Here is a 19,421-nt window from a genome sequence, read left to right on the forward strand (position 1 = left end):
AGGGTGCCTAACGTGATGTGGATATGTCGGAAAGTGTAGGTGCGCTGGTCAGAGGCCCAGAAAATTGATCTGACAAGGCGCGCCACACCATCCCGACCGCCACCAAACATACTCCTGTCGCGCCGACGAGGGCGGCGGTGAGGCCGGCGAGCTCGGCCACGAGCCCTCCGAGGGCGGCTCCGAGCGGCATGCCGCCCATTCCGACGAGGCGGTATGCCGAATTGACCCGGCCGAGCAGTTCCGCCGGGATGAGCCGCTGTCGGGTGGAGATGACCAGGACGTTCCCGGCGGCGCCGACGAGGCCCCACAGCACGGCGGTGGGGTAGAGGGTCCACGGCGACGGCACGATCACGGGCACGAGGAGCAGCACGCTGGTGACGAGCCAGTTGCCGACGAGGGTGCGCAGCTCGCCGAACGCGGTGGCGGCCCGGCCGGCCAGCAGCGAGCCGAACACGGCCCCGGCGGCGAAGGCCGTGGTCATGAGGCCGTACTCGCCGGGCTCCAGCCCGATCCGCGACCCGTCGCCGACCGCCCACAGGACGAAGACGGCGAAGTAGCCGGCGTTGGCGAGGTTGAGCAGCCCGGCGGTGATGGCGAGGCCGCGCAGGACGCGGTGCCCCCACAGGTAGCGCAGGGCCTCGGCGATGTCGGCCCGCATGGGGCGGCGCGCGGGCGGTTCCGGCAGCCGGTACGTGCCGCGCATGCCGAGCAGGAGCAGCCCCGCGGCGCCGTACAGGATGGCGGGGGAGCCGAAGACGGCGGCGGGCAGCGCGACGACGAGGAGGCCCGCGACGGGGGCGCCGACGAAGTCGTTGCCGATCATCTGGGCGGTGGACACGCGGCCGTTCGCCCTGGTCAGCTCCCCTTCGGGGACGGTCATGGGCAGGACGGACTGCGCTGACAGGTCCGCGAACACCTCGCACACCCCGGCGAGCAGCACGGCGGCGAGCAGGAGCCAGAGGTTGAGCAGGCCGAGGGCGGCCAGGACGGTGGCGCAGGCGAGGAGGGCGGCGCGGGCGAGGTTCGCGCGGACCATGATGCGCCGGCGGTCGGCCCGGTCGGCGATGGCGCCGGCGTGCAGCGCGAGGACCAGCCACGGCAGCGTGGCGGCGGCGCCGGCGAGGGCGACGAGGGTGGGGGAGCGGGTGAGCGTCACGGCCAGCAGCGGCGCCCCGATCTTGAGTACGCCGTCCGCCAGGTTGGACAGCCCGGTGGATGACCACAGGAAGGCGAACGATCGCCCGAGACGCGCCACAGTGCTCTCCGATAGTGTGTAAGGAAAAATGTGCACAGGTTTCTTTGCAAAGATAGGCTTGCACAGTGACGCAGATCAAGTCCTTCTCCGCCCGGACGCTCGACGCGAACGCGCTCAAGTCCTTCGCCCACCCCCTGCGGCTGCGCATCTACGAGCTCCTCGACGAGCACGGCCCCGCCACCGCCACCGGGTTGGCCGCCCTGCTCGGCCAGAACACCGGCGCCACCAGCTACCACCTCAGGGAGCTGGCCAAGCACGGCATGATCGAGGTCGTGGCCGGCATGGGCCGCGGCAAGGAGAAGTACTGGCGCATCACCCCCGGCGGCTTCTCCTACGGCGAGGCGAACCCCGCCGACCCCGAGGTGGCCGGCGCGCTCGACTACCTGCTCGACGACCTGGTACGCACGCGCGGCGCCGAGCTGTCCCGCTGGCGCGAGGAGTCGGCCACGGCGCCCGAGGAGTGGGTCCAGGCCAGCGTGTACGGGCGGCGCTCCCTGCGCCTCACCCCCGAGGAGACGGCGCGGATGCGGGACCAGGTGTTCGAGGTGCTGGAGCGCTACCGCGCCCTGTCGGACTCCGGCGAGCGCGAGGGGGCCGGGCACGTCGTCGTGCACTTCGACGTCCTGCCCGTGGGCACGAACCGCTCCTGACCGGCGGGGATGAGGTTCAGGGGTGCCCGCCGCGATCACAACCTAGGGATTTCCCTAGGTGCCGCCCTGAGGCCACGGCTTCGCGCCAGCCCTTAGGTTCTTCGTCACCCGGCCTATCACGAGCAGTGCTCAACTGAGGTAGGAGTCGACCATGGCACGCAGCACCGACACGGGCGACGGCCGGACCGCGGACCCTGGGCCTCGCGCCCGCCCTCTGGAACGGTCCAGAGGGGTGCGGCGGGGGACGCTCCCATGGGCGGCAGGCGGGGGCTCGCCCGCGCGCGAGCGCGCCCGTACGCGGTCCCGGCAGGTGCGGTCGCGGGCGGGGATGCTGGGCGCGGCGCCGCCGTCGGAGCGGGCGATGTTCGGCGGCGCCGCAGCCCTTACCGACACGCCAGACCTCCGGGCCCGCCGGACATAGGGCACGGAGGGGCGGCGCCCTCGTCCCGGGCTGGAGGGACGGGGGCGCCGGCTCCATCCACAGGATCAGGGGAGCAGGCTGAGGGCGCGTTCCATCATCGCCTGGGACGCGGTCTTCGCCGAGCCGGAGTCGAACGGCGGCTGCGGATCGTACTCGATCATGAGCTGCACGCTGCGCGCCGTCTCCTCGCCGCTCGCCTGCCCCAGCAGCGTCAGCGCCATGTCGATGCCCGCCGACACCCCCGCCCCCGTCACGATCTTGCCGGAGGTGACCACGCGCTCGCTCACCGGCTCGGCCCCGTACTTCTTGAGCTCGTCCAGCACCGCCCAGTGCGAGGTGGCGGGCAGCCCGTCCAGCAGGCCGGCCGCGCCGAGCAGGAGCGAGCCGCTGCACACCGAGGTCGTCCAGCGCGTGTGCTCGTGCGCCTGCCGGATCCAGGCGACCAGGGCCTCGTCGGCCAGCGCGTCGAAGGTGCCGCTGCCGCCCGGGACCACGATCACGTCCGGGGCGGGCAGGTCGGCGTACGAGGCGGTGGCGGCGATCCGGAGCGTGCCGTGATCGTCCGGCACCGGGCCCACCTGGCCCGCCACGAACGTGACGGTGAAGCCGGGCGCGAAGGCCAGCACCGTGTACGGGCCCACGGCGTCGAGCGCGGTGAACCGGGGATAGAGCGGGATGGCGACGTGCATCTTGCCTCACCTTTCACTGGAAATCGGGTCAGTGGGAGCCCTGTCGGCGGGAACCTTGGAGCGGAACCTCCTGCGGTGGTCGCCGGGCGAGATCCGCCAGTGCCGGCGGAAGACCCGGTACAGCGTCTCCTGCGTGCCGAGCCCCGCCTCCCTGGCCACCGCAGCCAGGGGGAGGGCGGTCACCTCCAGCAGCCGCCTGGCGGTGTCGGCGCGGCTGCGCTCGACGTACCGGCCGGGCGACAGGCCGGTCTGCTCGGTGAAGACGCGCGAGAAGTGGCGCTCGCTCATCCCGGCGAGCGCGGCGAGCGCGGGCACGCTGAGGTCGGCGGCCGGGTTGGCGTCGATGTAGGCCTGCAGCTCCCTGAGCGGCTCGCTACGAGGCGTCCTGACCCGCATGGGGGTGCTGAACTGGCTCTGCCCGCCCGGCCGGTGCAGGTAGACCACGAGGCCGCGGGCGACGCTCGTGGCCAGCTCGTGGCCGTGGTCGCGGGTGACCAGCGCCAGCGCCAGGTCCACCCCTGACAGCACGCCGGCCGAGGTCCAGATGTCGCCGTCCTCGATGTAGAGCGGGTCGGGGTCCACCTCGACGTCGGCGTACCGGCTGCCCAGCTCGCCGGCCGCCAGCCAGTGCGTGGTGACCCGCCGGTGATCCAGCAGCCCGGCCTCCGCCAGCAGGAACGCGCCGTTGCACACCGACGCCACCCGCCGCGCGCCGGCGGCCAGCCGGACGATGTCGGCGATCAGCGCCCGGTCCTCGACGTGCCGGGGCACGCTCAGCCCGCCCGCGACCAGCAGCGTGTCGATCGGCCCCGAGACGTCGCCGAGCGCCCCCGCCACGACCGTCACGCCGTTCCCCGCGGCCACCGGACCACCGCCCGGCGCCACCACCTCCACCGCGTAACCATCGCCGGGCCTGAGCAGAGTGGCCGTCCCGAACACGTCCGCGGGACCGGCCATGTCGAGAAGCTGGAAGCCGGGGAAGACGACGATCACGACCCGTCGCTGCATGCCTCTCATGCTGGTCGCGGCCCGGCATGGCGTCAACGACACGAATATTGCAGATTACGCCATCACCGTGGCCGGAACGCCGACAGCCCCCGGGGGCAGGACCCGGGGGCTGTCGGCGGAAATGGGCTGGTCTCAGCCCATGTGCGGGTAACGGTGGTCGGTCGGCGGCACGAACGTCTCCTTGATCGCGCGGGCGCTCACCCACCGCGTCAGGTTGAACATCGAGCCGGCCTTGTCGTTGGTGCCCGACGCGCGCCCGCCGCCGAACGGCTGCTGGCCCACGACGGCGCCCGTCGGCTTGTCGTTGACGTAGAAGTTGCCCGCCGCGAAGCGCAGCCGCTCCGCCGCCGCCGCGATCGCGTAGCGGTCCTGGGCGATGATCGAGCCGGTCAGCGCGTACGGGGCGATGCCCTCCATCTGGTCCACGACCGTGTCGTAGTCGCGGTCCTCGTAGACGTGCACGCCCAGGATCGGCCCGAAGTACTCCTTGACGAAGATCTCGTCGGCCGGGTCCGCGCACTCCAGGACGGTCGGCTTGACGAAGTAGCCGACCGAGTCGTCGTAGGAGCCGGTGAGCACGTCGATGTTCGAGGCCGCGCGCGCCCGGTCGATCGCCTCCTTGTGCTTGGCGAACGCCCGCGCGTCGATCACCGCGCCCATGAACGTCGACAGGTCCGCCGCCACGTCGCCCACCGTCAGCGACTCGGCGGTGGCGACGAAGTCGTCACGCATGCGGGTCCACAGCGAGCGCGGCACGTACGCCCGCGACGCCGCCGAGCACTTCTGCCCCTGGTACTCGAACGCGCCCCTGATCAGCGCCGTCGCCAGCACGGCCGGGTCGGCGGACGGGTGCGCGAGCACGAAGTCCTTGCCGCCGGTCTCGCCGACCAGGCGCGGGTAGCCGTGGTAGGAGGAGATGTTCTCGCCGATCGTCCGCCACAGGTGCTGGAACGTCGCCGTCGAGCCGGTGAAGTGGATGCCCGCCAGCGCCGGATGGGCCAGCGCCACCTCCGAGACGGCCTGCCCGTTGCCCGTCACCAGGTTGATCACGCCGGGCGGCAGGCCCGCCGCCTCCAGCAGCCGCATCGTGAAGTGCGCCGCGAACTGCTGCGTCGGCGACGGCTTCCACACCACGACGTTGCCCATCAGCGCGGCCGACGTCGGCAGGTTGCCGGCGATCGCCGTGAAGTTGAACGGCGTGATCGCCAGCACGAACCCCTCAAGGGGGCGGTACTCCATCCGGTTCCACACGCCGGGCGACGAGATCGGCTGGTCGGCGTAGAGCTGCCGGGCGTAGGCCACGTTGAAGCGCAGGAAGTCGATCAGCTCGCACGCCGAGTCGATCTCCGCCTGCTGCACCGACTTCGACTGCCCCAGGACGGTCGCCGCGTTCAGCGTCGCCCGCCACGGCCCCGCCAGCAGGTCGGCCGCCTTCAGGAAGATCGCCGCCCGCTCGTCGAACGACAGCGACCGCCACGCCGGCGCCGCCGCCAGCGCCGCCCCGATCGCGTCCTGCACGTCCTGGGCCGTAGCGTCGTTGGTACGGCCCAGGACGGAGGCATGGTTGTGCGGCTGCACCACGTCGATGGGGGCGCCGCCGCCCAGCCGCTGCTCGCCGCCGATCGTCATCGTCAGGTCGAGCGACGCGCCGGCCAGCTCCTTGATGCGGTCCTCCAGCGTCTCCCGCTCGGCGCTGCCGGGCGCGTAGCCGAGCACCCGCTCGTTCGCCGGCACCGGGACGTTGCTGATGGCATCCATTTACTTACCCCCAAGGGCACGAAGGAAGAAGGCGACGTTGGCCGGGCGCTCCGCTAGGCGGCGCATGAAGTAGCCGTACCAGTCGTCGCCGTAGGGGACGTACACGCGGACCGTGTGACCGGCCCCGGCCAGGGCCTCCTGCCGGTCGGTCCTGATTCCGTAGAGCATCTGGAACTCGTGGTCGCCGAGCGTGCGCCCGAACCGGTCGGCGAGCAGCTCGGTGATCGCGATCATGCGGTCGTCGTGCGTCGCCACCATGGGGTACCCCTTCCCCGCCATGAGGATCCGCAGGCATCGCACGTACGCCTTGTCCACCTCCGCCTTGGACTGGTGGGCGACCGACGCCGGCTCCCGGTAGGCGCCCTTCACCAGCCGCACGCGCGAGCCCTCCGCGGCCAGGTCGCGGCAGTCCTGCTCGCTGCGGAACAGGTACGCCTGGATCGCCACGCCCGTCGACGGATGGTCCTCGCGCAGCTTGCGCAGGATCGACAGCGTCGAGTCGACCGTGGTGTGGTCCTCCATGTCGAGCGTGACCGTCGAGCCGTTCGAGGCCGCCGCGGCACAGATCTCGCGGGCGTGCTCCAGCGCCATCGCCTCGTCGAGCCGCTGCCCGACGGCCGACAGCTTCACCGACACCTCGCCCCGCGTCCCGAGGTCGAGCGGCTCGATCGCGCGCAGCAGCGTGACGTAGGCGGCGGCGGTCTCCTCGGCCGCCTTCGCGTCGAGCGTCTCCTCGCCGAGATGGTCCACGGTGACGGCGAGGTTCGCGTCGCGCAGCCGTTCGATCGCGGCGCGGGCCTCCTGGACGCTCTCACCCGCGACGAACCGCCGCACGACCCTCTTCGTGAGCGGAAAGCCTGACACGGAACGGCGTACGACGCCGCTCCTCGAAGCGGCGAGCAGCAGTTGACCCAGCATGCGTTCAGTGTAGAAACCGCAGCTCAGAGGGGGCCATCGACGGGCGTAACGCCGGGTGTGGCAGGCTGTCGTACAAATGCACAACGCCGCTGACCTACAAGAGATCGTCGACGAGATCGCCGCCCGGCTGGGGGCGTCCGCGACACTGGAGGACCGCTCGTTCCGGCTGCTCGCCTACGGCGCGCAGCACGGCGACATCGACACCGTCCGCCAGGAGTCGATCCTGCGCCGGCGCGCCACCGGCGAGGTGCGCGACTACTTCGAACGCTACGGCATCGCCAGAGCCGGCGGCCCTGTCAGGATCCCCGCCGACGCCGAGCTCAAAGTCCTCGCCCGGGTCTGCTGGCCGCTGCGCCACGCCGACGTCACCTACGGCTACCTGTGGCTGCTCGACTCCGGCGAGCTCACCGACGAGCGGCTGCGCGCCGCCGCGCCCCTCGTCGCCCGCGCCGCCGCCGCCCTCGCCCAAGAAGCCAGAAGCCGCCAGGACCTCGGCCACGGCCTGCGCGCCCTCCTCTCCGCCGACCCCGAAGAACGCGCCAACGCCTCCATCGACGTCCCGGGGCCCGTCGCGGCCATCGCCGTGCGCGAATCACCCGAACGCGTCGCCGCCCTCTGGACCCTCCCGCGCGGCGTCCTCGCCCGCGCCGGCTCCCCCGTCGCCCTGCTCGCCCCCGCCCACCTCGCCGCCGAAGTCGCCCAAACCGTCCAGAGCGCCTACGGCACCGCGGCCGGCATCGGCGCCACCCGCGCCGACCCCGCCGACGCCTGGCTCAGCTGGCGCGAAGCCCGCCAAGCGCTGCGCATCGCCGAACACTTCCCCCGCCATGCGCCCATCGCCCGCTGGGAAGACCTCGGCGTCCACCGCCTCCTGGCCCGCCTCAGCCAGGCCGACCTGCGCGAACTCGCCGCCGAGATCGCTGCCCTGGACGTCGAGCTGGCCCAGACCGTGGAGGTGTACCTCGATCGCGGGGGGCACGTGCAGAAGACCGCGGCCGAGCTGGGTATCCACCGGCAGACGCTCTACTACCGGCTGGGCAAGGCCGAACGCCTCACCCACCGGGACCTGTCGGACGGGGATGATCGGCTGGCCGTCCACCTGGGCCTCAAGGCCGCCCACCTCCGGACCCAGAACGGGCCTTAGCGGGGGTTGGGGCTTTGTGCCCGGCTATCGTGTGCCCGGCTCGCCCGCTCCTGCGCATGCCCTGCCCGCCCGTCGGTTCCTGCGCGCGGCTTCGTGCCGGGGTGGGGCCCGAGCTCCTGCGCGCCCGGCTCGCTCCGCGCTCCTGCGCGCACGCCCTGCCGCGCGCCGGTTCCTGCGCGCCCTCGGGCCGGGGTGTCGTGCTGGGCGCCGTGCGCGTTGCGCCGGTTACCACCGTGCGGCTCGCCGTACCGGCGCCGGGGAGGGCCGGCGCGGGTCGAGGTGGCCGGCCGTCGCGACGCCGGTCATCTCAGCGTCGGGTAGGAAGGCGTCCAGGGGAGGCGCTGGGCGGGAAACGGGCGGAAGGGTGGGGCGGCCCGCCGGGGTGGGAAGCGCGCCGCAACCTCGCGTGGCGGGGCGAGGCGGTCCTTGGGCGGAGCCTCGCCCCGGCGGGACGGTCCAGGGCAGGAGCGGGGCCTAAGTGGTCAGGACCTGGCGGAGGGTGGTGGCGAAGGCTTCTGGTTGGCCGGGCATGCCGAACTCGTTGCCCAGGAAACCGCCGTGGTTGCTGGGGAAGGTGACCGGCTTCGTGCCGAGGCGGTCGGCCACGCCCTCGCCTCCGCGGTGGGCCATCTCGCCCTCCGACTCCGCCCCGATGCCGATCACGATCCGCGTGGAGGCGGCGCGGAGGGCGTCGAAGTCGGGCTCGTAATGGGTGCAGGTGATGAGGTTCTGGCCGAGGAGGGGGTCGTCGCGGGAGCCGTCGTCGGCGGTCGGGAGCCCCATGGTGGCGGGGTCGGGGGCCGGCAGCTCGGACGGGGCCGCAGGGAACTCGCCCTTGTGGCCGGTGGTGGCGATGAACTTGGCCATGGCCGGGCCGAAGCCCTCGCGTTCGTACGTCTGGCGCATGTCGGCGATCACGGCCAGCGCCCGGTCGCGGTCGGGCAGGACCTTGGCGACCGGCGGCTCGTGCGCCACCAGCGTGCGGACCTGCTCGGGGTGCCGGGCGACCAGGGCCAGGGCGTTGACCGCGCCACCGCTGCTGGCGAAGATGTCGACGGGCCCGCCGCCGATCGCGTCGATCAGCCGGTGCAGGTCGTCGGCGTGCAGGTCGGGGGTGGACTCGGCGAGGCCGTCGGTGCGCTTGCTCCGCCCGACCCCGCGCGGGTCGTACGTCACCACCGTGCGGTCCTCGAAGTGGCCGGCCAGGGTGGTGAAGCCGGTGGCGTCCATCGGGGAGCCGATCATCAGCAGGATCGGCTCGGTGGTGCCCTCCGCCTCGCGCAGGTCGTAGGCGATGGTGGCTCCGGGCACCTCAAGGGTGTGGGTCTTGGGCTCGGTCATGTGGCAGCTCCTTCTCGACGGTCGCCAATGTAGACGGCGGGGGTGACAAAAGCTCATCGCCGCCCGCGAAGCCGCCCGAGAGGCCGCCGCGAAGTCGCCGCGAAGCCCCGAAGAAGCCGCTCGCGAAGCCCTGGAGAAGCCGCCCAAACCGTCGGCAGGCCGCCGACTGACGTCAGCGGGCCTTGTAGATCTTGACCCAGTCCACGTACATGGACACGGTGTCGGGGGTCGTGGAGTCGCGGCACTTCGGCTCGCACACCACGTCGTTCTGCAGCGCCAGCCCCATCCGCCGGCCGGCGGGCACGTGCGGCCCCCGGTAGTCCCAGATCTTCCGGCCGTCCAGCCAGAACGTCAGCCGCCCGGGCAGCCAGTCCACGGCCACGGTGTGCCAGCGGGTGAAGTCCGCGTGCAGGACCTTCCTGGCGCGGCCGCGTTCGCTGTGGACGAAGATGCCGCCGCCCTGCCGTCGCGGGTCGACGATCTCGGCGATGTTGACCTCGGAGTAGCCGGAGTCCTCGGTGGCGGGCCAGAGCAGCGCCACGGGCGTGTAGCCGGCCCCGGCCTCGGCCTTGAACCTGACCTCCCACCGGCCGTACTCCTGGGCGAGCCGGCTGGCCACGCCGCCGGACAGGTCCTTGCCGCCGTACAGGCCGCCCTTGAGCCGCAGGACGCCGTTCGCGACGGAGGCGGCCTTCCCGGTGCGGGGGTTCCGCTCGGCCTGCGGCGAGTGGTAGATCATCCAGCGGCTGGTGTCGATGGAGGAGCCGTCGAAGTTCTCCACGAGGGCGGGGCGGCCCCATGGGGACGTCTGCGCGTGCGCGGTCTGGGGGAGGACGGCGACGCCGGCGAGCGCCACCGCCGCCAAGATCGGACTGCGTTGAGGCATGCGGTCCATCGAAGCAAAGATCTCGCTCGGATAACAACCCTTCTGTCCCATCCGTCACTCGGGTGGGGCGCCGAGCAGGGAGCGGGTGAGGGCTTCGTGGCCGTGCAGCATCTCCTCCAGCGCGGCCGTCAGGTGCTCCATGGAGGGCCGGTCGGGGGCGGGGTCCTCGCGCAGGGACTCCAGCACCGCCCGGCGCAGCAGCTCCTTGAAGAACGAGGCGGTCATGCCCTCGGTCCTGGTCACCAGCCGCTCCAGGTCCGCCTCCGGCAGGTGGCCGCCGCCGTACAGGCGCAGCAGGGCGGCGCGGCGGACCGCGTCCGGCCGGGGCACCTCGACGGCCAGGTCCACCCGGCCCGGGCGGGTGGCGAGGGCCTCCTCCAGCAGGTCGGCGCGGTTCGTGGTGAGCACGAACGTGACGTCGGCGTCGGCGCCGATGCCGTCCATCGCGTCGAACAGGGTGAACAGCAGCGGGCTGCCCTCCTCGGAGTAGCGGCGCGCGTGCGCGACCAGGTCGACGTCCTCGACGACGACGATGGCCGGCTGCAGCCGCCTGGCCATGGCGGCGGCGTCGGAGATGGCGCGCAGGGCCGTACCCGTCATGATCACCACTGTCACGCCCGGCATGCGGCTCATCAGGTAGCGCACCGTGTGGGTCTTGCCCGTGCCGGGCGGGCCGTGCAGCAGCAGGCCGCGCTTCAGGTGCTGGCCGCGGGCCAGCAGCGCCTCCGCGTGCCGGCCGATGCCGGCCACGTGCCGCTCCACCGTCTCCAGCACGCCCTCGGGCAGGATCACCTCGTCGGGGCCGAGCGCGGGGCGCGGCAGGAACGTCACCAGGCTGTTGCCCCGGTGCTCCGAGACGCCGAACGTGAGGATCTGGCCGCGCATCACGTCGTCGCGGCGCATCAGCCGCTCGATCTCCTCCCGCGCGGCGGTGGCGCTCGTCCGGGACGCGGCGATCACCTCGACCCTGCACCCCTCCCTGCCGAACATCTCGGCCGGCCCGCGCAGCCCGATCACGATGGGCGAGCCGTCCGGCGCGACGGTCTCGACCAGCCCGAACGTCACGACGTCGATCGTCTGGTCCGGGCCGGTCGCGGTGGTGGCGTAGTCGACGGCGCCGATCTCGAAGTGCTCGAAGCCGCGCCTGGACATGCCGAGGATGTCGATCGTGTCACTGTGGCTGCGGCCCTGCCCCGACACGCCGAACCAGGAGGAGGCGCCCCTCGTCGCGAGGTAGGCGTCCACGCCCCGCTGGAGGCTGGCGTGCTCCCAGTTCTGGAAGGACTGGGTGACGCACACCAGGTCCTTGATCGCGCAGGACAGGTGCCCGGTCACCCTGGAGGCCAGCTCCGAGACGGGGCGGGACTCGTCGATGACACGGTGGGCGTCCTGGAAGAGCTGCTGGAGGGCGCGCGCCAGAGCGTTCGCGTCGTGGAGGTCCATGCGCGCACGATCGCACATGAGGGCGGGCCTGGAAATGGCGCCGGCAGGTGGCCGCTGCCACCTGCCGGGAGTCCGTACGAAAAGGGGTCAGGCGCAGGCCGCCTCGTAGACGCGGACCAGCTCCTGGCTCACCCGCTCCCAGGAGTACCGCGAGCGCGCCCGGTCGGCGCCCGCGTAACCCAGCGCGGTGCGCAGGGTGGGGTCGTAGAGCAGCTCGCGGGCCAGCCGCGCGGTGCGGGCGGGCCGGTCCGGCGGCACCAGCAGGCCGGTGACGCCGTCGATGACGGAGTCGAGGTGCGCGCCCACGGCCGAGGCGATCACGGGGACGCCGCAGGCCATCGCCTCCAGCGCCACGATGCCGGTCACGGCCTCGCGCGGCACCGACACGACGGCGTCCGCGCTGCGCATGAGCTTCGGCACGGCGGACCGCTTGACCTGGCCGAGCAGCGTCACCCGGTCGGCCACGCCGAGCTGATCCGCCAGCGCGCGCAGGCGGCGCGCGTCCCTGTCCTGGTCGAGGTCCTCCGGCTCGGGCCCGCCGGCGATGACGAGCTCGACGTCCCCGAGGCCCTGCAGCGCCCGCACGATGGTGTGCGCGCCGCGCTCGATGGACAGCGGCCCCACGTGCAGGAGGCGCTTGCGGCTGCCGCGCGTGGCGACCGCGCCCCGGCGCTGGAAGCGCTCGGTGTCGACGCCGTACGGCACGACGGCGATGTTGCCGCGCGGGACGCCCAGCCTGATCAGCGCCGACTCCTCGTCGCCCGAGCCCGCGATGACCGCGTTGGCCCGGCGGCCGAGGGCGCGCTCCAGCTCGATGCGCTTGTTGTCGACCGTGTGGAACGTCTGCGTGACGGGCACGCCCAGACCCTTGGCTCCCGCCACCGCCACGAGGCCGCCGGTCCACGAGTGCGCGTGGATCACGTCGGGGCGATCCTGGCTCCACCGCTTCATCAACTGGTTGCCGACCTCGTTGAGGTAAGGCACCACGTCGTCACTGGTGAGCTCTCTGGCCGGGCCCACGTCGATGTGCTCCAGAGTGACACCCGGGGCCACCCGCGTCTTGGGCTTGCCATCGGAGTTGTCACGACGGGAGTAGATGGTGACGTGATGCTCACGGCCCAGCTCGCGTGCGACGGACAGGATGCGGTGGCGCTGGTTGCCGTTTGCGGAAGCGACGATCGCGATATTCATGGCACACCTCAAGCGTGGAAAGCCTTCAAAGGTGTGCCTGCGTCTTAGGCACGTCGTTCTACGACTTCGACCATACCCAGTTTTCCGTCGATCGCAAACCCCCGCAGATCAGACACCTCGCAGGGCGAACACCACGATCTCATCCCAAACCTGACCGCCCGAGAACGTGTGCCGGTCCGCCTCCACCGCCTTGACGACCGTGGACGGCGCCTGGCCGGCGCACCGGCTGAGCACGTCGGCCAGCCGCTCCTCCCCGTACGGCTCGCCGCGCTCGTTCCTGGAGGAGATGAGCCCCTCCGAGTAGAGCACCAGCGTCTCGCCCGGGGCGATCGTCAGCGTCTCGACCCCGGTCTCCGCCTCGGGCGAGATGCCCAGCGGGACGCCGCCGCCCGCGGCGAAGCGCACCCCGCCGTCGGGCTGGAGCAGCACGGCGGGATGGTGCCCGGCCGACGACATCCGGATCTCCCTGCCCTTCACGAACCCGGCCACGGCCATCACGAACATGCCCGTGCCCTGCGTCACCAGGGCCTCGTTCACCTTGCGCATCACCAGGTCGGGATCGGAGTCCCAGACGCTGAGCACGCGCAGCCCGCCGCGCACCATGGCGCTGACCGAGGCGGCCTCCTCGCCCTTGCCGGCCGCGCCGCCCAGCGCGAAGCCCCAGCCGCCCGAGACGGGGAAGACGTCGTAGAACTCGGCGCCCACCGAGGAGCCCGGGTGGTAGACGGCCGCCGCCTCGTAGCCGGGCACGTCGGGCAGGTTGCGCGGCGCGACGCTGGCCGACAGGGCGTCCGCGGCCCGCGAGCGGCTCTGGAAGCTGCTCTGCGCGCGTACGGCCAGCCCGATCTGCAGGCCCACCTCCTGCAGCACGGCGAGGTCGGCCAGCGCGAACGGCGGGCGGTCGTGCGCGCGGACGAGCGTCAGCACGCCGTCGGAGCGGCCGATCGGCACGCACAGCACCGACCCGGCGCCCATCACCGTCAGCAGCGGCCCGTCGGGGCAGAAGCCGAACAGCGTGTCGTCGTCCACCATCTCCAGCACCAGGCCGGAGCCGCGCTCCAGCACCTGCAGCACGAGCTGGCTGGCGGTCGGCTCGGCCGACTCCACCTGCCGGACGAGCCCGCCCAGCGGGTGGTTCTTCGGCGCCATGACGACCGAGCGGCGCGGCGCGCCGTTGCGCACCATGTCGGCGATCACCCAGTCGGCCCACTCGGCCGCCAGCAGCCGTGAGGCCCGCTGCAACGCCACGGGCCGCAGCAGCGCCTCCTCGTCGAGCAGCACCCGGCCCATCCGGGTCAGCAGGTCCTGGCGCCTGGCCGCGGCCAGCAGCAGCGCGCCGTCGGACTGCTCGGGCCGGCGCGCGCCCGGCTCGGGGAGCTGCACCTCGGTCGGCAGCGCCACCGCCGCCACCATCTGCTGCGGCTCGCCCGGCATCGTCAGCCTGGTCAGCGCGAGCTGCACGGTGTGCGTGCGCCCCTGGTGCGCCAGCCGCGTCTCGAACGCGGCCGGCTGCCCGGTCTGCAGCACCGCCGTCAGGTGCGAGCGGAACGCCGCCCGCCGCGACACGTCCACCAGCAGCGGGAACGAGCGGCCCACCAGGTAGCCGTCGGGGCTGCCCAGCACGCGCGAGGTCTCAGGGTTGATCCGCCGCACCACGCCGCCGCCGTCGAGGATGATGACGGGAACGGGAAAGGCACGCAGGACCTGGCGCAGCAGCTTCAGCTCCCGCTGCCCGCCGTCCTTGCGGCCGGTGGCCCGCTTGGGAGCCTTGCGCAGCTCCTCGCGGGCCTCGGCCAGCAGCTCGGCGGCGGTGTCGAGCTCGGCGAGCGCGGCATCCAGGGTCGGTGCCAGGTCGGCGGGGTAGGCGGCCCTCGCCTCGCGCAACGAGGAGACGCGCCCGGCCAGCGCGTCAAGCGCGTGTTCGAGGTCCGGCATGGTCATGGTCTGACGCTACGCCACTCGGGATAATGCTAGCCATAAGGGGTAGAAGCTTGTTGCTATGGAATCGACCGCGATGATCACTCCCGGACTTGCCCGAGACCTCGCCGCACTGGGCCGGCTGGGGGAGGACACCTCGACAGAAAGCGTACTGCGCGGCCTGACCACAGCCCTGGCGACCGGCGTCCCCAACTGCTCGGGCGCCTCCGCCGAGCACTGGCGCGACCACCGCGTCCTCGTCTCCGGCTCCCACAGCGAGCTCATCATGCTCGTCGAAGGCGAGCGCGAGCTCGGCGAGGGCCCCTCCATCGAGGCCCGCCAGAGCGGCGGCCGCGCCACGGTGACGGACGTGCTCAAAGAGACCCGCTGGCCCCGCTACGACGCCCTGGCCACCCGCTGGGGCGTGCGCTCGGTGCTCGTCGTCCCCATCGAGGTGCCGCCCGCGCTGCTCGTCGTCGGGCTCTATTCCGTGCGGCCCGGGGCGTTCTCCCCGCAGGGCGCCGGCTCCCTGGCCGACATGCTGGCCGAACAGGTCGGCGTGGCCATGGCGAACATGTGGGAGTTCGAGGAGGTGCGCACCGACCACGCGCAGCTCCAGGAGGCCCTGGCCGGCCGTTCGGTGATCGACCAGGCCAAGGGCATCATCATGCAGACCAGCGGATGCACCGCCGAGGCCGCCTTCGAGGAGCTGCGCAGGATCTCCCAGCACCACCAGGTCAAGGTGGCCGACCTCGCCCGGCTGCTGGTGGACGAGCACCAGCGCAAGTCGGCGAGACGCTGATGGACGCTAGGCGATGGCGGACAGGGCGTCCTCCAGCGTGTCGTACAGCGGCAGGCGCTGGGCCAGGCCGGTGATCCACATCACCTTCGATTTGGAGTACTCGACTCCGATCAGGGCGAACTTGGCGCCCGCCGCGAGGCTCGTCTGCCAGTGGTGCACGATCAGACCGAGGGCACGTGAATCCATGAACGTCACCCCGGCCAGATCCAGGATCAGATCGGGGCCCGCCATCGCCAGGTAGTCGGCGAACTGGGCCCGTGTCGTGGCGTCGAGAACACCGTCGACCCTGACCACGGTGATCTCGTTCACGGTCGACGACGTCAGGCTGAGGGCCGCCACTGGCTCCTCGCCGTTCTCCGGCATTGTCACGGGGCAACCCTACTGTCACCGCGCGATCGAGGAATACTTCCCGCGGCATGGGGGATACTGGAGCCGAAGTCCAGCAGAGGGCTTCGGTCTCGAGAGTTGAGCGAGGCGTGCCTCTGCATGGGCTTTTTCCTTGTGCGGCAGGCCGCCTGCGACCCATATGAGGAGCAGCGATGGCTGTGCAGGAATACGTCCTCGAGGAGATGTCCGCGGAAGAACTCCTGGCCGAGATGGTCAGGGAAGAGACGCCCGACAGCGTCCGGGAGCGTCTGCGCGAGCGCATCGTCGAGATGCACCGGCCGCTCGCCATGGAGATCGCCCGACGCTACCGCTACCGCGGCGAACCTTTGGAGGATCTCCTCCAGGCCGCGTATGTTGGCCTGATGAAGGCCGTCAACGGCTTCGATCCGACGCTCGGTCACGCGTTCAGGGGGTACGCGGTCGTGACGATGACCGGCGAGGTCAAGCGCCACTTCCGCGACCGCACCTGGGCCATCCGGGTGCCCCGCCTCTACCAGGAGCGCCGCTCCGAGCTCAACCGGCTCGTCGCCGACCTCAGCCAGGACCTCGGCCGGTCCCCGACCGTGGCCGAGCTGGCGGCCAAGATGAACATCAGCGAGGAGGACGTCCTGCTCACGCTCGACGCCTCCGCCGCCTACAGCACCCTGTCGCTCGACGCGCCGCTCGGCACCGACGACGACGCCGCCTCGCTCGGCGACGTCATCCCGGAGGACGACGACACGCTGAGCAACATGGTCGACCGGGAGGCCGTCAAGCCGCTCATCGACGCGCTGCCCTCCCGCGAGAAGCACATCCTGCTGCTGCGCTTCTTCGGCAACATGACGCAGGCCGAGATCGCGGCCGAGTTCGGAATCTCCCAGATGCATGTTTCGCGTATTCTCCGCAAAGTTCTCGACCAGCTTCGCACCGAGCTGGTCGGCTGACGAGGGCGGTCGCCGGGTGAACGAGGACGTCGAGCCTCAATCGGGCTACACGAGCCCGCCACCCGGCGCGCCCGTGAAATCCCTGCGCTTCCGCCTGCCGGACCTGCCGCAGGTCCGGCAGTTCGCCGAGGACGAAGCCAGAGCCGTCGGCATGCCGGAAGACGCCATCGGCGACTTCGTCATCGCCGTCAACGAGGTGGCCACCAACGCGGTCACCCACGGCGCCGGCGACGCCCGCATGCGCACCTGGGTGCTCAGCGGAGACCTGATCGTCGAGGTGCACGACGAAGGAGCCTGGAAGCCCGGCCCCATGCCCGGTGCCGTCGGCGGCATGGGGCTGTGGGTGGCGCGGCTGCTCTCCTCCGACCTGACCCTGCGGGTCGGCCGGGGCGGCAGCACCGTCATCATGCGCTTCCCCGGCAAGACCTGACCCGGCGGGACCTGACCCGGCAAGACCTGGCTTGGCAAGACCTGGCTTGGCAAGACCTGGCTCCTGACGGCAGATCGCCGGGTGGCTTCCGCCACCCGGCGATCTCATGTCGTGCTCCATCCTCGTCAGCGGCGGGCTCGGCCGCCACGCCAGTTGCTGTAGCCCGTACGGATGCTGGCCGTGCCGACGCCTGCCTGGTGCAGGGCCAGCAGGGTCAGCCCCAGCAGGACGAACGTCATGCCGGAGAACCCGCCTGGGATCCGCGCGCCTACCAGGTCGAGCAGGAAGCCCAGCCCGAAGATGATCGCCGCGATGACCGCGAGCATGTCATGTCACCTCATTCCCTGACTCTGGAACGGATCAGGCTGCACCGCGCCCACCGCCTGGGCCGGTTGGGCCGACTGGGCCGGCTGGGCGGGTGACTTGCTGGACAGGGCCAGCAGCCGCTCCAGGACCGTCCGGTAGTCGCGCAGGGCCAGGCGCAGCTGCTCGGTGTCGGCGCTGCTCCCGGTCTCCTTCCAGCGCTCGCGCAGGGCGTTCGTCCGGCTGGTGAGCGTGCTCGTGAGCGAGTCCACCACCTCGCCGACCAGCCCGTCCGCCCGGCGCACCGCCTCACCGGGGTCGTCCACGAAGGAGGACTGCAGGTCGCGCCAGCGGGCCTGCACCTCGGTCGGGTCCTGGTCGAACAGGACGACGTCGTCGGGAGCGGCGTGGGAGCCGGGGGCCTGCACCGGCTCCGGCTCGGGCTCGGGCTCGTCCGCCAGCATGTCGCCGTCGGTCCTGGCGTACGGCTCCCGGTAGTCGCCGTCGTCGTGCTGGGGAAGGGTCTCGGTCCTGGCCTCGCTGCGGGCCAGCTCCTCGCCGTCGACCGGATCGTCCCTCAGGGCGTCCCGGTCCCGGTCGTCGTGCACGTCATCCTTGACGTCGTCGTGCACATCGTCGTTCACGTCGTTGCGCTGCTGCTGCGACGGGACCTTCAGCTCGTCGCTGCTCATATCGTTCACCGTCCTCGGGTGGTTTCGTGCAGCAGCTCCTCGAACAGCGCGCGGTAGTGCACCATGGCCTGGCGGAGCTCCTCGGTGGAGGCCTCCTTCCTGGCGGCGCGCCCGCTGATCTCGTGAGCCTTCCGGTAATGGTCGAGCGTCTCCGCGTGCCCCACCGACAGGTCGGACACCCGCTGCTCGAAGTTCTCCGTGGGGTAGCCGCGCTCCGCCATGACCGCCGTCACGAGCTGGTCGGCCTCGGTCACCGCGAACCCGGGTGCGTCCACGAAGCGTTCCTGCACCTCGGTCCACCGGTTGGCGTAGGTGTCGCGCGACTCCTGCGTCAAGGGGCGGATGTCGAGCTCGGCGTGCCGCTGCTCACGGTTGAGCAGCTCCTGCTCCGCCTCCCGGCGGTTGTCGTGCTCGGCGACCATACGTTCGTATTCCGGGCCGAAGCGTTCGCGGAGATGGGCGCGGCGCTTCTGTTGCTGCAGCACGAAATAGCCGACTGCGGCGAGCGCCACCACCGCGACCACGACGACGGCCACCCATGCCCAGGTGGTCATGATGTTCGCCTCCGGTCTCTGTGTCGAGACCAGCGACTGCCCTCGAACGGCAGGTCGAAACGCGTTTCTCAGCGGTTGTCAAGTGCCTTCCTGGCCGCGGCCAGCACGGAGGCGACGTGTGAGCCGTGAGGGGCGGCCGGCACCTCGGTGAACCCCTCGTTGGCGTCGTAGCGCACGTCGAGGCCGCCGTCCACCAGCCGCTGCGCCCACCGCAACGCCGTGTTCAGCCGCTCCGCCGCCGGCGGCCTGCCCTGCGCCGCCGCCGACAGGTTACGCAGGTTCGTGGCAGGACCCGACTGGGCGTGCGCGCGCGCCAGCTTCCACGGCAGGGCGGCGCTGTGGTCCAGCATCGGCTTCGCCAGCCCGGCGGCCCGCTTGGCCTGCAGCACCCCCGACTCGCTGACGCCGAAGTGAGCGGCCAGCTCCTGCACGCTCATCCCCTCGGCCACCAGCCGCGCCAGCTCCTTGCGATCAATGGTCGCCTTACGCCCCACCTGGCCGCCTCCGCTCCCGCTCTCCGTGTACGCGTGCACCTCCGATGTGCGCTAAGGTTATGACGTCCCGCCCCACACCGGGCGGCCGACACAAGCCGGGACGTAGCGCAGCTTGGTAGCGCACTTGACTGGGGGTCAAGGGGTCGCAGGTTCAAATCCTGTCGTCCCGACCAGATTCTCGCTGGTCGATCAGGGTGTCACTCTTCGGGTGGCAC

20 protein-coding genes and 1 tRNA gene are annotated in these 19,421 nt (G+C 71.8%); 6 read left to right on the top strand and 15 right to left on the bottom strand.

The genetic code is table 11. The features are described from left to right. Positions 1 to 7: 7 nt before the first annotated feature. Positions 8 to 1,255, bottom strand: coding sequence for an MFS transporter (locus tag HCN51_RS00405; protein WP_168005517.1), 1,248 nt, complete (start codon positions 1,253 to 1,255; stop codon positions 8 to 10). Positions 1,256 to 1,320: 65 nt separating this feature from the next. Between HCN51_RS00405 and HCN51_RS00410 the strand changes: the two genes are divergently transcribed. Further along, positions 1,321 to 1,905, top strand: coding sequence for an ArsR/SmtB family transcription factor (locus tag HCN51_RS00410; RefSeq protein ID WP_080040915.1), 585 nt, complete (start codon positions 1,321 to 1,323; stop codon positions 1,903 to 1,905). 486 nt (positions 1,906 to 2,391) lie between these two features. On the opposite strand, the gene HCN51_RS00415 is transcribed toward HCN51_RS00410, so the two are convergent. From HCN51_RS00415 to HCN51_RS00430, 4 genes are all read right to left on the bottom strand, one after another. Next, positions 2,392 to 3,015, bottom strand: coding sequence for a DJ-1/PfpI family protein (locus tag HCN51_RS00415; RefSeq protein ID WP_168005519.1), 624 nt, complete (start codon positions 3,013 to 3,015; stop codon positions 2,392 to 2,394). Positions 3,016 to 3,021: 6 nt separating this feature from the next. After that, on the bottom strand, positions 3,022 to 4,023 hold the full coding sequence (locus HCN51_RS00420; protein ID WP_168005521.1) for a GlxA family transcriptional regulator: 1,002 nt from the start codon (positions 4,021 to 4,023) through the stop codon (positions 3,022 to 3,024). A gap of 132 nt (positions 4,024 to 4,155) precedes the next feature. Continuing rightward, complete coding sequence (pruA, locus tag HCN51_RS00425) at positions 4,156 to 5,781, bottom strand: L-glutamate gamma-semialdehyde dehydrogenase (protein WP_168005523.1); 1,626 nt, start codon at positions 5,779 to 5,781, stop codon at positions 4,156 to 4,158. Further along, the gene (locus tag HCN51_RS00430) at positions 5,782 to 6,699 is read right to left on the bottom strand and encodes a proline dehydrogenase family protein (protein WP_168005525.1); all 918 of its coding nucleotides are present in this window, start codon (positions 6,697 to 6,699) and stop codon (positions 5,782 to 5,784) included. Between the two features lie 76 nt (positions 6,700 to 6,775). Here HCN51_RS00430 and HCN51_RS00435 point away from each other — a divergent pair, with 76 nt between their 5' ends. Then, the gene (locus tag HCN51_RS00435) at positions 6,776 to 7,843 is read left to right on the top strand and encodes a PucR family transcriptional regulator (RefSeq protein ID WP_168005527.1); all 1,068 of its coding nucleotides are present in this window, start codon (positions 6,776 to 6,778) and stop codon (positions 7,841 to 7,843) included. 474 nt (positions 7,844 to 8,317) lie between these two features. On the opposite strand, the gene HCN51_RS00440 is transcribed toward HCN51_RS00435, so the two are convergent. The 5 genes from HCN51_RS00440 to HCN51_RS00460 form a co-directional block, all read right to left on the bottom strand. Further along, on the bottom strand, positions 8,318 to 9,184 hold the full coding sequence (locus HCN51_RS00440; RefSeq protein WP_168005529.1) for an alpha/beta fold hydrolase: 867 nt from the start codon (positions 9,182 to 9,184) through the stop codon (positions 8,318 to 8,320). A gap of 172 nt (positions 9,185 to 9,356) precedes the next feature. Beyond that, positions 9,357 to 10,070, bottom strand: a complete 714-nt coding sequence (locus tag HCN51_RS00445) for a glycoside hydrolase family 16 protein (protein WP_168005531.1) — start codon at positions 10,068 to 10,070, stop codon at positions 9,357 to 9,359. Between the two features lie 54 nt (positions 10,071 to 10,124). Beyond that, on the bottom strand, positions 10,125 to 11,513 hold the full coding sequence (locus HCN51_RS00450; protein WP_168005533.1) for an AAA family ATPase: 1,389 nt from the start codon (positions 11,511 to 11,513) through the stop codon (positions 10,125 to 10,127). An 87-nt stretch (positions 11,514 to 11,600) separates the two neighbouring features. Beyond that, complete coding sequence (locus HCN51_RS00455) at positions 11,601 to 12,704, bottom strand: glycosyltransferase (protein ID WP_168005535.1); 1,104 nt, start codon at positions 12,702 to 12,704, stop codon at positions 11,601 to 11,603. Between the two features lie 108 nt (positions 12,705 to 12,812). Next, positions 12,813 to 14,645, bottom strand: coding sequence for a SpoIIE family protein phosphatase (locus HCN51_RS00460; RefSeq protein ID WP_240972289.1), 1,833 nt, complete (start codon positions 14,643 to 14,645; stop codon positions 12,813 to 12,815). A gap of 58 nt (positions 14,646 to 14,703) precedes the next feature. Here HCN51_RS00460 and HCN51_RS00465 point away from each other — a divergent pair, with 58 nt between their 5' ends. After that, complete coding sequence (locus HCN51_RS00465) at positions 14,704 to 15,423, top strand: GAF and ANTAR domain-containing protein (RefSeq protein ID WP_080040905.1); 720 nt, start codon at positions 14,704 to 14,706, stop codon at positions 15,421 to 15,423. 6 nt (positions 15,424 to 15,429) lie between these two features. Here HCN51_RS00465 and HCN51_RS00470 read toward each other — a convergent pair whose 3' ends face one another. Beyond that, a complete protein-coding gene (locus HCN51_RS00470; RefSeq protein ID WP_080040904.1) occupies positions 15,430 to 15,786 on the bottom strand; it encodes an STAS domain-containing protein in 357 nt (118 codons plus the stop codon). A 176-nt stretch (positions 15,787 to 15,962) separates the two neighbouring features. On the opposite strand from HCN51_RS00470, the gene HCN51_RS00475 reads away from it, so the two are divergent. Further along, entirely contained in the window at positions 15,963 to 16,733 is a 771-nt protein-coding gene (locus HCN51_RS00475; RefSeq protein ID WP_168005537.1) for a SigB/SigF/SigG family RNA polymerase sigma factor, read from the top strand. A gap of 16 nt (positions 16,734 to 16,749) precedes the next feature. After that, the gene (locus HCN51_RS61000; protein WP_168005539.1) at positions 16,750 to 17,163 is read left to right on the top strand and encodes an ATP-binding protein; all 414 of its coding nucleotides are present in this window, start codon (positions 16,750 to 16,752) and stop codon (positions 17,161 to 17,163) included. A gap of 125 nt (positions 17,164 to 17,288) precedes the next feature. Here the strand turns inward: HCN51_RS61000 and HCN51_RS00485 are convergent, their stop codons facing one another. The 4 genes from HCN51_RS00485 to HCN51_RS00500 all read right to left on the bottom strand — a co-directional run bounded on the left by HCN51_RS00485 (position 17,289) and on the right by HCN51_RS00500 (position 19,206). After that, positions 17,289 to 17,489 carry a hypothetical protein gene (locus HCN51_RS00485; RefSeq protein WP_080040901.1) on the bottom strand — a complete coding sequence of 67 codons (201 nt, stop codon included), beginning with the start codon at positions 17,487 to 17,489 and terminating at the stop codon, positions 17,289 to 17,291. Between the two features lie 6 nt (positions 17,490 to 17,495). Next, complete coding sequence (locus tag HCN51_RS00490; protein WP_168005541.1) at positions 17,496 to 18,158, bottom strand: hypothetical protein; 663 nt, start codon at positions 18,156 to 18,158, stop codon at positions 17,496 to 17,498. A gap of 5 nt (positions 18,159 to 18,163) precedes the next feature. Continuing rightward, positions 18,164 to 18,712 carry a hypothetical protein gene (locus tag HCN51_RS00495; RefSeq protein ID WP_080040899.1) on the bottom strand — a complete coding sequence of 183 codons (549 nt, stop codon included), beginning with the start codon at positions 18,710 to 18,712 and terminating at the stop codon, positions 18,164 to 18,166. Between the two features lie 68 nt (positions 18,713 to 18,780). Continuing rightward, positions 18,781 to 19,206 carry a hypothetical protein gene (locus tag HCN51_RS00500; RefSeq protein WP_168005543.1) on the bottom strand — a complete coding sequence of 142 codons (426 nt, stop codon included), beginning with the start codon at positions 19,204 to 19,206 and terminating at the stop codon, positions 18,781 to 18,783. A gap of 96 nt (positions 19,207 to 19,302) precedes the next feature. Here HCN51_RS00500 and HCN51_RS00505 point away from each other — a divergent pair. Next, positions 19,303 to 19,379: transfer RNA gene (locus tag HCN51_RS00505), tRNA-Pro, on the top strand. Positions 19,380 to 19,421: the final 42 nt, after the last annotated feature.

The sequence above is a fragment of the Nonomuraea composti genome (genome assembly GCF_012034275.1).
In the GTDB taxonomy this organism is placed as follows: domain Bacteria; phylum Actinomycetota; class Actinomycetes; order Streptosporangiales; family Streptosporangiaceae; genus Nonomuraea; species Nonomuraea composti.